Origin of the sequence: Micromonospora sp. WMMD975 (genome assembly GCF_029581215.1) — a bacterium.
Lineage (GTDB): Bacteria > Actinomycetota > Actinomycetes > Mycobacteriales > Micromonosporaceae > Micromonospora.
Window position 1 is genome coordinate 3,286,095 of the sequence record NZ_CP120739.1, and the last position, 13,182, is coordinate 3,299,276.

At 72.7% G+C, this 13,182-nt stretch carries 11 protein-coding genes; 3 read left to right on the top strand and 8 right to left on the bottom strand.

Annotation, left to right across the window (positions count from 1 at the left end):
* Positions 1-25: 25 nt before the first annotated feature.
* Both O7613_RS14150 and O7613_RS14155 read right to left on the bottom strand, forming a co-directional pair.
* The gene (locus O7613_RS14150) at positions 26-1,564 is read right to left on the bottom strand and encodes a tryptophan halogenase family protein (RefSeq protein WP_282294341.1); all 1,539 of its coding nucleotides are present in this window, start codon (positions 1,562-1,564) and stop codon (positions 26-28) included.
* 70 nt (positions 1,565-1,634) lie between these two features.
* A complete protein-coding gene (locus tag O7613_RS14155) occupies positions 1,635-2,864 on the bottom strand; it encodes a class I SAM-dependent methyltransferase (protein WP_282294343.1) in 1,230 nt (409 codons plus the stop codon).
* 417 nt (positions 2,865-3,281) lie between these two features.
* Here O7613_RS14155 and O7613_RS14160 point away from each other — a divergent pair, with 417 nt between their 5' ends.
* The 3 genes from O7613_RS14160 to O7613_RS14170 are packed head-to-tail and all read left to right on the top strand — an operon-like array spanning position 3,282 to position 7,098.
* A complete protein-coding gene (locus O7613_RS14160) occupies positions 3,282-4,961 on the top strand; it encodes a carbamoyltransferase N-terminal domain-containing protein (RefSeq protein WP_282294345.1) in 1,680 nt (559 codons plus the stop codon).
* A gap of 17 nt (positions 4,962-4,978) precedes the next feature.
* Positions 4,979-5,944 (top strand): hypothetical protein, encoded by a 966-nt coding sequence (locus O7613_RS14165; protein ID WP_282294348.1) that lies wholly within the window; start codon positions 4,979-4,981, stop codon positions 5,942-5,944.
* Positions 5,941-7,098 (top strand): cytochrome P450, encoded by a 1,158-nt coding sequence (locus tag O7613_RS14170; RefSeq protein ID WP_282294349.1) that lies wholly within the window; start codon positions 5,941-5,943, stop codon positions 7,096-7,098. Before O7613_RS14165 ends, O7613_RS14170 begins: the two co-directional genes overlap by 4 nt.
* Positions 7,099-7,146: 48 nt before the next feature.
* On the opposite strand, the gene O7613_RS14175 is transcribed toward O7613_RS14170, so the two are convergent.
* The 6 genes from O7613_RS14175 to O7613_RS14200 all read right to left on the bottom strand — a co-directional run bounded on the left by O7613_RS14175 (position 7,147) and on the right by O7613_RS14200 (position 13,182).
* On the bottom strand, positions 7,147-8,139 hold the full coding sequence (locus O7613_RS14175; protein ID WP_282294350.1) for a Gfo/Idh/MocA family oxidoreductase: 993 nt from the start codon (positions 8,137-8,139) through the stop codon (positions 7,147-7,149).
* Positions 8,140-8,197: 58 nt separating this feature from the next.
* Complete coding sequence (locus O7613_RS14180) at positions 8,198-8,812, bottom strand: dTDP-4-dehydrorhamnose 3,5-epimerase family protein (RefSeq protein ID WP_281587968.1); 615 nt, start codon at positions 8,810-8,812, stop codon at positions 8,198-8,200.
* A gap of 14 nt (positions 8,813-8,826) precedes the next feature.
* A complete protein-coding gene (locus O7613_RS14185; RefSeq protein WP_282294353.1) occupies positions 8,827-9,981 on the bottom strand; it encodes a nucleotide disphospho-sugar-binding domain-containing protein in 1,155 nt (384 codons plus the stop codon).
* A 26-nt stretch (positions 9,982-10,007) separates the two neighbouring features.
* Positions 10,008-11,438 carry an NDP-hexose 2,3-dehydratase family protein gene (locus O7613_RS14190; RefSeq protein WP_281587964.1) on the bottom strand — a complete coding sequence of 477 codons (1,431 nt, stop codon included), beginning with the start codon at positions 11,436-11,438 and terminating at the stop codon, positions 10,008-10,010.
* A gap of 34 nt (positions 11,439-11,472) precedes the next feature.
* Positions 11,473-12,582, bottom strand: a complete 1,110-nt coding sequence (locus tag O7613_RS14195; protein WP_281587962.1) for a DegT/DnrJ/EryC1/StrS family aminotransferase — start codon at positions 12,580-12,582, stop codon at positions 11,473-11,475.
* Positions 12,583-12,645: 63 nt separating this feature from the next.
* The gene (locus O7613_RS14200; RefSeq protein ID WP_281587961.1) at positions 12,646-13,182 is read right to left on the bottom strand and encodes a hypothetical protein; all 537 of its coding nucleotides are present in this window, start codon (positions 13,180-13,182) and stop codon (positions 12,646-12,648) included.

Below are 13,182 nucleotides of genomic sequence, written 5' to 3' on the forward strand. Positions count from 1 at the left end.
GGTGGCCCTCCGCTGCGATCGGAGATCAGTCGTTGAGCCCGGCGAGGTACTCGTAACAGCTGGGCAGCGCGGCCACGAGCGCCTCGCCCTCGGCTCGGAGCCGCGCGAACTCGGCGTGGGCGCGGGCCGGGTCGAGGTGCCGCAGGGCCGGCGCCGGCGCCGTCGGCACGTGCCCCAGCCCGAGGTTCATCGCGTTCCAGGAGTAGCTCTCGAACCCGTGGTAGTACGGGTAGATCGTCTCCTCGTCGAGCAGACGCGAGCCGGCGAGCTCCATCCGCTCCGCCAGGCCGTCGGGCAGCCGGCGTCGCTTGGCCTCCTTCCAGTACGGCGTGTCCTCGCGCTGCGCGGCCCGGTAGTGCAGGACCAGGAACTCCTTGACCCCGTCGACGGCCCGCCCGACCCGGTCGTTGTAGGCGGCGATCTGCACCGGGTCCCAGCGCTCGTCCGGGAAGTAGCGCACCAGCTGCTCGATGCCGTGCTGGATGAAGAAGATCCCGGTGGACTCCAGCGGTTCCACGAACGCGCTGGACAGGCCGATGGCGACGCAGTTGTGCACCCAGGACTCCCGGTTGCGGCCGATCCGCATCCGGATGTGGTTGGCCGGCACGTCGTCGCGGCCGGGGGCGACGGCGGCGCGCAGCTCCTTCTCCGCCTCCTCCGGGCTGATGAACTCGTCGGAGTAGACGTAGCCGTTGCCGTTGCGGCGGAACAGCGGAATGGTCCACATCCAGCCGGCGCTCATCGCGGTCGCCGTGGTGTAGGGGCTCATCTCGGTCGCGTCCTCGCGGGGCACCCGCACCGCGACCGCGCGGTTGTTGGGCAGCACGTCCTGGAACGACTCGAACGGGGTGCCGAGCGTCTGGTTGATCAGCAGGCCGCGGAATCCGGTGCAGTCGACGAAGAGGTCGCCGTCGATCGTCCCGTGCCCGTCGGTCACCACGTGGCCGATCCAGCCACGCTCGTCGCGGGCCACGTGCGCCACGTTGTCGACCACGTGCCGCACCCCGCGCGCCGTGGCGTACTCGGCCAGGTAGCGGGCCACCTCGTCGGCGTCGAAGTGGTAGGCGTACGGGAACTGGGCGCGCTGCTCGTCCAGGGTGGACCGGCCGAGTCGGCCGTCCAGGCCCGCGGTGAACAGCGAGCCGTCCCGCATCCGCGGGGAGCGTTTCGCCTCGCAGAGGGCCCGGGTGAGGAAACACGCCTCGTCGAAGGGCCGGCTGCGGTCGCCCAGGGCGAGCCACCAGTCGGCGAGCGAGAACCCGTCGACCATCCGCAGGCGCTCGAACGGGTGGTAGAAGTGCTCGCCCGGGCGGTTCCAGTTCTCGAACCGGATGCCCAGCTTGTAGCCGCCGGCGCAGCGGGGCAGCCAGTGCGCCTCGTCCAGGCCCAGGTAGTCGAAGAAGTGCCGCAGGGTGCTGAAGGTCGCCTCGCCCACGCCGATGCGCGAGACCTGGGCGGATTCGATGAGCGTCACGTCGATGCGGTCGGCGAACGCCGCCTTGAGGTAGCTGGCCGTCATCCATCCGGCCGTCCCGCCGCCGACGATGACCACGTTTCGGATCATGTGCTCTGTCTCCCTGACGTCTGGTCGGGACGGCCCAGCCGTGCCCGTGTGGTGGTGTGTCGGGGGCCGGTCAGTCGATCCGTACCTCGGGGACGTACCGGATCCACCGGCCGCCGGCCGCCCGGAACCCCTGCTCCTTGGCCTGGATCTCGTCGGCGTGGTTCCACGCGAACAGCAGCGCGTAGTCCGGGTACGGATCGGCGAAGGCCGCCGCGTCGACCACCGGGATGTGCGCCCCGGGGGTGAGCCGGTTCTGCTTCGCCGGGGTGGTGTCGACGACCGTCGACACCAGGTCCGGGCCGATGCCGCAGAAGTTGGTCACGGTCGCGCTCTTGGCGGTGGCGCCGTAGCCGACGACCCGCTTGCCCTCGGCCCGCAGCCGGCGCAGCAGCGCGGTCAGGTCGTCCCGGATCCGCAGCACGCGCTCGCCGAAGCCGTCCAGGGTGGCCCGGTCGGCGAGCCCGCGCGCCCGCTCCTCGGCGAGCAGGTCGGCGACGGCCGGCGTGGGCGTGCGGGCGCCGGCGATCGCGAGCGTGTAGCGCACCTCGCCGCCGTGCACCGGCAGCCGCTCCACGTCGACCAGCTCCAGGTCGTGCCGCTGCGCCATCTGTTGCACCGAGCGGGCGGTGAAGAAGAAGAAGTGCTCGTCGTAGATCTGGTCGAACGAGGCACGCTCGACGATGTCGCCCAGGTAGGGGTCCTCGAACACGAACACGCCGGTGGGGGCGAGCAGTGCCCGCACCCCGGTCAGGATCGACCCGATGTACGGGATGTGGCACAGCGTGTTGGCGGCGTAGATGACGTCGGCCGGCCCGTCGGCGGCCCGGATCTCACGCGCCGTCGACTCCTCGAAGAACGACTTGCGGACCCGGATCCCCTTCGCCGCGGCCACGTCGGCCACGCCACCGGAGGGCTCCACGCCGAGGTGGCGTACGCCGGACTCGGCGAGCGTCCGCAGCATCACCCCGTCGTTGCAGCCGACCTCCACGACGAACGGGTCGTCGCCGGTCAACTCCGTGGTGAGCAGCCGCTTGGCCAGGCCCTCGAAATGCGACCGCATGTAGGCGGATCCGGACGAGTGGTACGGGTACGCCTCGTGGAACATCCGGTCGCGGGGCACCTCCTCCATCAGCTGCACCATCGTGCAGTCCGCGCAGAGCCCGGTGGCGAGCCGGAAGAAGAACTCGCCGTCGAGGTCGACGTCGGGCTCCAGGAAGGCATCCGACAGCGGCTGGCGCCCGAAGTCGAAGAACTCGTTGACCGTGCCGCCGCACACGCGGCATTGGGACGTGCTCGACATGACAACTCCTGACTAGACCGATCGACGTCGAATGCGGCGCGAGAGGCCGCGGCGTGATGAGAGAACCAGATACGTGCCGGCACATCACGACACCTGGAAGCGATCCGGCGCGACGCTACCGCACGAATGGGAGTGTGCCCCGACATCGACGTCCGGCAGAAGAGCGGACCGACGCGCGTCGCTGCTCGGGCCGCGTCGGGACGGCCACCGGGGATGTCCCGCCAGCGAGACGTTCGCCCGCCGGGCGGCGCCTTCCCGCCCGGCCGTCGTTGACCGGCGGACGGCCCGCTCGTTAGCTTCGGGCACCTCCCCGGGCCGCTCGCCGGACGCCCACGCGACGTCGGCGTCGACGTCTCGCCCCGTCGGCTCGCCAACTGGAGGACACATCTCGGCCGCACGCCGACGGGAGGAACAGTCGTGATCGTCGCAGGGCTCAAGTTGACCGGCAGAGGTGGTCTCGCGCTGATTCGCAACGGCCGGATCGAATTCGCCTCGACATTGTCGAAAGTCGATGCGGAAGCGTCCGTCGAGGCCACCGTCGACCGGGTCACGGAAACGCTCGACGCAATCCGGCGCACGGTCGACGCCGTCGACGTCTGGGTGGTCGACGGCGGGCCCGGCACCACCGACGGCCGGCTCCGGCTGGGGCCGGCGGACGCGCCCGTGGAGCTGGCCGTCGCCGGGCACCTGGACACCCATCCGCCGGTGGTGGCCGAGGGCACGCTGACGGTGGGCGGCACGGCCGTCCCCTACGTCAGCTACGCCCACCTCGCCGGGCACGTCGCCGCCGCGTACTGCACCAGCCCGTTCGCCCGCGACGGCGCCGGCGCGACGGTGCTGGTGTGGGACACGGACAGCTTCCCGCGCCTCGCCCGGGTCGACGGGCGGGGGCGCAGCGAGTCGCGGGGTGAGCTGTTCCCCATCACCGGCATGGTCCTGGACCTGGCCGCGCGGATGCTCGGACCCGCCGGCCAGGGCCGCGAGCCGGCACCCGGCGCGGCCGGCGCGGCGCTTGCCGACCTGGCCGGGTCGGGGACGGTACGCACCGAGGTGACCTCGCTCGTCGGCAGGCTCGTGGACGAGCACTTCGAGGCGGACACCGCGGCGGCCAAGGAGTACCGCGCGAGCGTTCTCGGCCGCGGGCGGTCCGTCGAGCCGTCGGTGTGGCACACCACCGAGTTCCTGACCGACCTGCGCCGGGCCGCCGACGCCCACGGCGTCGACGCGGCCGACCTGGCCGCCGGCCTCCAGCGCTTCCTCGGCGGCCTGCTCGCCGAACGACTGGCCGACCTGCTGGCCGGCGACGGCCCGGTCGACCTCTGCTTCACCGGCAGCGCCGCCGGCTCGCCGGCGCTGACCGCCGCCCTGCGGGAGCACCCGCTGGTCCGGCGGATGTGGGTGCCGCCGTACCCGGACGGCGCCGCCGGCGCGGTCGGCGCGGCCGCGCTGGGCCTCGGTGACGGGCTGCGCTGGCTGCCGTGGGACCTGCGGCTCGGGCCCCTGCCCGGACGCACGCCGCACGTGCCGCCGGGTTGGTCCACCGCGCCGTGCCGCCCGGAGGAGCTGGCCCGGCTGATCCACCGCACCGGCCAGCCCGCCGTGGTGCTGCGCGGCCGGCTCTACGCCGGTCCCGGCCCGGTCGGTTCCCGGGCGATCCTCGCGCCGGCCACCGCGCCGGCCACGCGCGATCTGCTCAACCGGCTCGCCGACCGTCCGGCGTACCGGCGCGCCGCCGCGTTGTGCCTGCGGGACCGGGCCGCGACCGTGTTCCGGCCCGACGCCGCCGACCCGCACGCCGGGTACGACAAGCAGGTCGTGCCCGGCTGGCGCTCCCGGTTGCCGGTCGTCACCCGCGCCGACGGCACGGCCCGGGTGAGCGCGGCCGACGACGACGCCGTCCTGCGGACGATCCTGCGCGAGTACCGCACGTGGAGCGACGTACCGGTGCTGGCCGTCCTCGGCGAGGTCGACGTGGCGCCCGGCGTGCTGGACACGGTGGAGGCCGCGCTGCGGTGGGGCGGCGTCGAGCTGGTCTGGGCCGACGGCGTGCTGCACCGTCGGGTCCACCCCGGCGGGCAGCGGCGGAGCACGAAGTGACGACAGGAGCCGGATCGATGAGCCACGCACCGCGCACCATGGTCATCTCGTTCCAGAAGTCAGGCACCCACCTGATGCAGGAACTGATGCTGGAGATGGGTTACCGCATCGTCGGCGTGCCCCGTCCCGGCCCGCGTACGGTGCCGGAGTTCGACGACGAGCAGCGTGCCGCGATCGCCGCCCTGGTGCTGGCGAAGGGTGACCACGACGACCTGCTGGAGCTGCGCGGCACGGCCCGGTTCGCCGACGTCACCGACCAGGCGTGGTCGGCGCTGACGTGGCACTGGCAGCAGCGACTCGGGCAGCAGCTGGTCAACCGGTACGGCCAGACCCGCCTCGACGTGGCCGCGGACTTCGTCACCAACCCCTACCTGCCGTACACCCGGTTCGCCGACACCCCCGACGGTCTGTGCTGGATCCTGCACGAGCTCGACATCCACCGGGTGGACGGCAGCTTCCTCAGCGAGTGGGTGGAGACCGCGTCGCCGCCGCTGATCCTCAACTACCGGGATCCGCGCGACACGGTCGTCTCCATGATCAATTTCTTGGAGGGGCGCACCCGCGAGGGGTACGGCAACTTCTACGAGGCCGACATCTTCAGCCGGATCCTGGCCAGCAAGAACACCTGGGAAGAGAAGATCGACTACGCCTTGCGCGACCCGTCCTTCCTGGCCCGCGACCAGTTCGAGAAGGCGCTCTGGATGCTCCACCACCCCGGCGTGTGCAAGGTCCGCTACGAGGACCTGATCGGCCCCCGCGGCGGCGGCACCCGGGAGCGGCAGGTCGCGGCGGTCAGCGACGTCCTGCGGCACATCGGTTCCGACAGCGACGCCGAGGCGATCGCCGACCGGGTCTACAACCCCGACGCGTGGAGCTTCCACCAGGGTCGCAGCGGCGGCTGGCGGGACCGGTTCACCGCCCGGAACCTGGCCCGCTTCACCGAGCAGTTCGGCGACATCCTCCAGCAGTACGGCTACGAGTGAACGCCGAACCCGGGCAGACTGCCGACGACCGCCGGACGCCGGCGGTCTGCCCGGTGGCCCACCCCGCCCCCCACTACCGGATCAGCCGCGAACGCGACGTGCGGGCGGTGCTCACCGACGACACGACCTGGCCGTCGCGCCTCGGCCCCGGCCTGGTCCACGCCCAGCCCGGTGGCGTCCTGGTCGCCAGCGACCCGCCGTTGCACACCCGCCAGCGGGCGCTGCTCGCCCCGGCGTTCCGGCCGGCCACCGTCGCCGGCCTCGGCGGCTCCGTCCAGGAGCTGGTCGACTCCCTGGTGGACGGCCTCGCCCCGCGCGGCCACGCCGACCTGATGGCCGACCTGGCGGTGCCGCTGTCGATGACGGTGACCTGCCGGATGCTCGGCGCCGAAGTCGAGCACGCCCCGCGGTACTGGTCGTGGGTGCTGGCGCTGGCCGAGGGGCTGAGCCGCCCGCGCGGGTCGCTCGACCACCGGGTCGCGCCCGCCTACCGGTCGTTCCACCTGCACTTCGACGCGCACCTGCGGCGGCGCCGCGCGCACCTGGACGCCGGCGGCACGCCCCCGCCGGACCTGCTGACCACCCTGATGACCGCAGAGCCCGACGGCCGCCCGCTCCGCCACGCCGAACTGCTCGGTTTCTGCCAGTTCCTGCTGGTCGCCGGCAGCTCCACCACGGCGCTGCTCATCGGCAACGTGGTGCACCGGCTGCTCACCAGCCCCGACCAGCTCGACCTGGTGCGCCGCGACCCGGGCCTGGTGGCCGCCGCCGTCGAGGAGAGCCTGCGGGTCGACGCGCCGCTGCGCGGCCTGTTCCGCACCGCCGGCCGCGCCACCGAACTGGGCGGCGTCGCCATCCCCGAACGGGCCAAGGTGCTGCCGCTGCTCGCCGCGGCCAACCGCGACCCGGACCACTGGCCCGACCCGGACCGGTTCGACGTCACCCGCCCGCCCGCGCAGCTACGCCGGCACCTCGCCTTCGGCCACGGCGTCCACTACTGCCTGGGCGCGTCGCTGGCCCGCCTGGAGGCCACCACCGCGGTGCGTGCGGTCCTCGACCGCCTGCCCGGCCTGCGCCCGGACGGCGAACCCGACCGGGTCCGCGCCGAACTGCTCAACGGCTTCGAGCGGCTGCCGGTGGCCTGGCGGGTCTGAGCCGCCGGGCGTCCGGCCGGCGGCTCGACCGCCCCTGCGTGACAGGCCCTAGATGTCGACCACGAGGGCGGCCTCGCGCACCCGGTCCATCAGGTCGGCCTGCTGCAGCGTCCACTCCTGCTGCGCGCGCAGGTCGTCGCCGTCGAGCACCGCCCGGGCGAACTCGCGCACCACGTTGGCGAACTGGTGGTCCACCGGCAGGACGAACTCCTCGCGATGGTCCTGACGCTCGATCCGCAGCACCGGCTGGTAGGTCTCCGGCGGCGTGAACACCCGGTCCAGCATGATCCGGCCGGTGCTGCCGGCGAGGCTGTAGCTGTTGCGGTACGAGTGTTCCATGCCGAAGCTCAACTGCGCGGCGATGCCGTCGGAGGTGCACAGCAGCACGTGACCGGACATCACCACGTCGTGTCGCGGGTCGCGGCGGAACATCGCGCCGACGATCCGCAGGTCGCCGCCGAGGAACTGCAACGCCGCCCGGATCGGGTAACCGCCGAAGTCGAGGAACGCCCCGCCGCCGACCTTCTGCTGGTAGCGGATGTCACCGACCGGCTTGGGCGGGATGGTGAAGGCGCTGCTGAAGGCGCGCAGCTCGCCGATGGCGCCGTCGGCGACGAGCTTGCGCACCGCCGAGTGCTGCGAGTGGTAGAGGAACATGAAGTTCTCCAGCAGCACCAGTTGCCGGGCGCGGGCCAGCTCGACGAGTCGCTCGGTGGCCAGGCGGCTGTCCGTCATCGGCTTCTCGACCAGGACGTGCTTGCCGGCGGCGAGCGAACGCTCGATCCACTCGGCGTGCAGCCGCGCCGGCAACGGCAGGTAGACGGCGTCCACGTCGTCCCGGTCGAGCAGGGCCTGGTAACCCTCCACCGCCGCGCCGGAGAACCGGTCGGCGAAGACGGCGGCCTTGCCCCGGTCCCGGCTGGCGATCGCGGTGACCTGGATCGCCGGCTCCGCCAGCATCGCCGGCAGGGTCTTGCGCCAGGCGATGTCCGCGCAGCCCATCACCCCCATGCGGACCCGGTCGGTCGTGCTGCGGCTCATCATCGGCAAGGACTCCGCTCGGCAGTGGGCTGGACAGGGGGACGGTGACGTCTGGCGCTCAGCGCGCCGCCAGGCTCGCCTTCAGCGCCGCGTAGTGCATGAGGCACTCGTCGTAGCTCGGCAGCCTGCCGGCCGCCGCCGCCTCGGCCAACGACGGCGCGGCGGCGTCCTTGTCGGACATGATCGGCTCCTCGGTCAGCGACCAGGTGATGCCGATCTCCGGATCCAACGGGTTGATCTCGATCATCGTGCCGGGCACGAACTCCTCGGAGCACAGGTAGCTCATCACCGCGTCGTCGGTGAGCGCCAGGAAGGCATGGCCCAGCCCGTCGGCCAGGTACACCGCCGTGCCGGAGTCCGCCGCCTGGTGGGTGACCTCGAACCGGCCGTACGTCGGCGACCCGATCCGCAGGTCCACCACCACGTCCAGCACCGCGCCGCGCACACAGGTGACCAGCTTGGCCTGCCCCGGCGGCAGCGACGTGCCGTGGATGCCCCGCACCGTGTTGCGGCGACTCGACGAGTAGTTGACCTGCCCCAGCCGGAACGGATAGCCGATCGTGGCGGACAGCTGCTCCTCCCGCAACGCCTCGAAGAAGTAACCGCGCCGGTCGAGGTGCCGCTCCGGCTGGATCCGGTAGGCGTTCGGGATCTCCATCTCGGTGATCGTCATCTTCGACACAGTCATCAACCTCGCTTCGGCAACGGACCGGACCTCATGGCGCCCCCGCCGGGCGCCGCCAACTTCACCAGCTCGTCGGAGACCTCGACCGGCGACGGATGCGTCGCGATCTCGGCGGCGATCCGCCGCGCGTCGCGGCCGTGACGGGAGTCGTGCAGGAGCCGACGGCCGAGCTCGGTGACCGCCTCCGGCGTCGCCTCCCCCGGTTGCAGCGTCAGCCCGGCGCCCGCCCGGGTGACGGCCCGGGCGTTGTCGAACTGATCGTCGAACTGCGGCAGGCACAACTGGGGACAGCCGGCGCCGAGCGCGGCCAGCACCGTGCCCTGACCGCCGTGGTTCACCAGCACGTCGCACTCCGGCAGCACCTGCCCCAGCGGCAACCGCCCGACGCGGACGCCGTCGGGCAGCGGCCCCCACGCCGCGGCCGTCCCCTCGTCGGCCGCGACAAGCACCTCGACGTCGAGCCCGGCCAGCCCACGCACCCACCCCGCCACGTCCGGGCCGGTCGCGCCGCCCAGCCGGGGCACCAGGGTGCCCAGGGTCACGCAGACCCGCGGCCGGGTGCGCGGCCGCAGCAACCACTGCGGCAGGAACGCCGCGCCGTTGTACGCCACGTCGCGGATGCTGCGCGCCGCCGGGTGGGCCGGCCGCAGCGACGCCGGCCACGGGCTGAACACCTCGACCGGGTTCGGCGGCTCACCGGCGCCGGCGCGGGCCAGCTCGGCCACCGCCCCGGCCCGGTACTCCACGAGCGGCGCGACGCCCCACCGGTACTCCACGTGCGCGATGCCGGCAGCCGCCGCCGCCAGCGGTCCGGCGAACTCGGTCCGCTCACTGACCACCAGGTCCGGCGCCCAGTGCGTCACCACGTCCGTCATGCCGGGCAGCGACGCCGCCGCCACCCGGCCCAGCGCCCGGCCGGTGGCGTACCGCCGCTCGGCGCTGCCGTGCGGCGGCGCGTCGGGCGCCGCGAGCCGGCCGGCCAGATCCGCCGCCGGGCCGCAGGACGCCACCGGCAACCCGGCCGCGAGCGCCGTCGCGACGAAGTCGTCCGGCACGGCCACGAGCACCTCGTGCCCGCCGGCCCGGGCCGCCCAGGCCACCTGCGCCAGCGGATAGAAGTGCCCGTGCAGGGGCGCGGTGGTGAAAAGCAGGCGCACAGTCGCTCCTTCGTCCCGGCCGGCGCTCAGCACATGCTGGGCAGGCAGGCCAGCAGGCTACGCGCTTCGATGTTGAGGTAGTGGCCGTGCCGGAGCAGATCGGTGAGCTGACGGACGGTCATCCAGCAGTACTGCGGCGGCACGTCCAACGGCACGTCCTCACCCACCTCGATGATCTGGTAGCGGGTCAGGGCGTGGTGGAACCGCCCACCCTCCTCCGACAGCAGGTTGTCGTAGCGCACCCGGGCGGTGCCGGCGGCCATCAGGTCACGCGGGAACGGGTCGGCGATCTCCCCCACCGGTGAGTCCGACAGCAGCTGCACCGTCGGGGCCATCTCCACCATGTCCATCAGCCCGTACTCGGGCCGGGCCTGCACCAGCAGGTGCAGCACCCCCTGGATCGGGCGGACCAGGAACACCGCGCGGCCCTGGCCTCGCGGGCTCAGCAGCGGCTGGGTCCACTGGCGCACCTCGCGGGTGCCGGCCTCCACCCGCACCGCGATGATGCCGAAGTGCCGGCCCTCGTCGTGCCGGATCTCGTCGGCGGTGCGGGACCACCGCGCCACCTCGCCCAACGGCACCAGCCGGGCCGTCCAGTCGCACCGGGTCTTCGCCTCGGTGAACCAGCTGAGGATCGCGCCGGGGTTGTGCAGCGGCCCGACCGGCGCGGCCTGCGGCTGGTACTGGTACGAGCGGACCAGCGCGTCGCGGAACTCGTCGCCGGTGACCGCCTCGTCCTCCCGGGGCTGCGCGAACGGCATGCACGACAGCACCGTACGGGCGTCCATGTTGACCAGGTTGTCGACGCCCATCAGCTCGCGGATCTGGGCCGGCGTCAACCAGCAGTAGTCCTCGTGCACCGGCACGTCGCCGGTCACCAGCACCACCATGTTGCGGTTGCGCTTGCGCCAGAACCAGGCCCCCTGCTCGGACTGCAGCACGTCGACGAGGACCTGGCCGCGCTGCGCCCCGACGAAGTGCTCCAGGTAGCGGGTGCCGGTGCCGCGGTGCACCTGGGTGTAGTTGCTCCGGGTGGCCTGCACCGTCGGCGACAGCTGCAGGGTGTTGACGTTCCCGGGCTCCATCTTCGCCTGCATGAGGCAGTGCAGGACGCCGTTGAACTCCTTGACCACGATGCCGAGGATGCCGATCTCCGGCTGGTTGATGACCGGTTGGGACCAGCCGTCGACGCCGCCGTCGCGGACCCGCAGGCCCTCGATGGTGAAGAACCGGCCGCTGGCGTGCCCGAGATTGCCGGTGCGGGGCTCGAACGACCAGGAGTCGAGCGCGTCGAACGGGATCCGGTCGACCCGGAACCGCCCGGCGCGGTGGCGCTCGTCCCACCAGGCGGCGAACTGCCGCAGGGACACCAGCGCCCCGTCGTCGGCGGCGCCCGCGTCCGGCCAGGTCCGGCCGGCGCCGGCGGTACGGTCACCCGCAACCGCGAGCCGCGTCATCTCCGCTCCTCCTGTCCTCGTCGCCCGGGCCGGCTCAAATCCGCGCCAGCACCGTCTTGAACGTGTCGATGAACCGTTCCTGCTCGTCGACGGCGAGCGACGGGAACATGGGCAGCGAGAAGATCTCGTCGGCGAGCGCCTCGGTCACCGGCAGCGCCCCGGGGCGCACCCCGAGGTGGGCGAAGCCGGTCTGGGTGTGCACCGGCCAGCGGTAGCTGACGTTCAACGCGACGTCGTGGGCCTGCATCGCCTCGATGATCTTGTCGCGCCGGGGGTGCCGGACGACGTAGACGTAGTACACGTGCTCGTTCCCCGGCGCGGTCACCGGCACCACGACGTCGGTGTCGGCGAGCGCCTCGGCGTACCGGTCGGCGATCGCCCGCCGGCCGGCGACGTAGTCGTCGAGCCGGGTCAGCTTGCGGCGCAGGATCTCCGCCTGCACCGCGTCCAGCCGGCTGTTGTAGCCGGGCGTGGAGGTGACGTGGTACTGGCGCTCCATCCCGTAGTACCGCAGCCGCCGCAGCGCGGCGTCGGTCTCCGCGTCGGTGGTGAGGACCGCGCCGCCGTCACCGTAGGCGCCGAGGACCTTCGTGGGATAGAAGGAGAACGCGGCGGCCAGACCCGTCGAGCCGGCGATCCGGCCGTGCTGGCGGGCGCCGTGCGCCTGCGCGCAGTCCTCCAGGATCGGCAGGCCGTGGCGAGCCGCGATCGCCTCCAGCGGGGCCAGGTCGACGCACTGGCCGTAGAGGTGCACCGGCAGCAGGCAGCGGGTCCGTGCGGTAAGCGCGGCCTCGACCTGCGCCACGTCCATCAGGTAGGTGTCCGGGTCCACGTCGACGAAGACCGGCGTGGCCCCGACCGCGTCGATCGCCACCACGGTCGGCGCCGCGGTGTTCGACACCGTCACCACCTCGTCGCCGGGCCCGACGCCCAGGGCCCGCAGGCCCAGGACGATCGCGTTGGTGCCGTTGTCCACACCCACGCAGTGCGGCACCCCGTGGTAGGCGGCGAACTCCTGCTCGAAGGCGGCGACGCTCGGCCCGAGCACAAGCGTGCCGGAGCTGAACACCGTGTCGACGGCGTTCAGGATGTCGTCGCGCTCCTTCTCGTACTCCGACAAGTAACCCCACACATTAAGGGTCATCTCGGCGCTTCACCTCCAGGCCGGGAGTCCCGCGTCGGCACTCCGATGGGCGGATCGAACGGATCAGACGAGCTGCTTGAGCAGGTCCACGCCCGTGGTGTCCCACTGCTCGCGGTGGACCGCGAAGACGTGGACGTCCCACAGCCGGCCCTGGCCGAACGTGTGCTTCTCCAGCACCGCCTCGGCGTGGGCCAACGCGGCGTGCTCCCCGCCGAAGCCGACGCTCGCCGGGTCGGCGTCGGTCGCGTGCAGGTACACCTTGCGGGTACGCCACATCGCGAAGGCGAAGTTGACGATCAACGCGCTCGCCTCGCCGAGCAGCTCCTCCGGCTGACCCGGGGTCAGCACCACCTCGGCGCGCAGGTGGCCCGCCGGGCTGAGGTCCGACAGCGTGCCCAGCCCGATCGGCGCGTCGTCGCCGTCGACGCGGTGGATGAGGAAACAGGCGGCGAGCCGGCGTCCGAAGCTCTCACAGAACTGGTCGAGAAGCGGCAGGTTCGCGCGGCCGGCCCGGAAAAGGACCCGGTACGCCTGGGGCCCGTCGGCGGCGCCGGCCGGCCGCAGCGCTATTCGTCGCGATTCGGTGTAGGGAAACAGCAC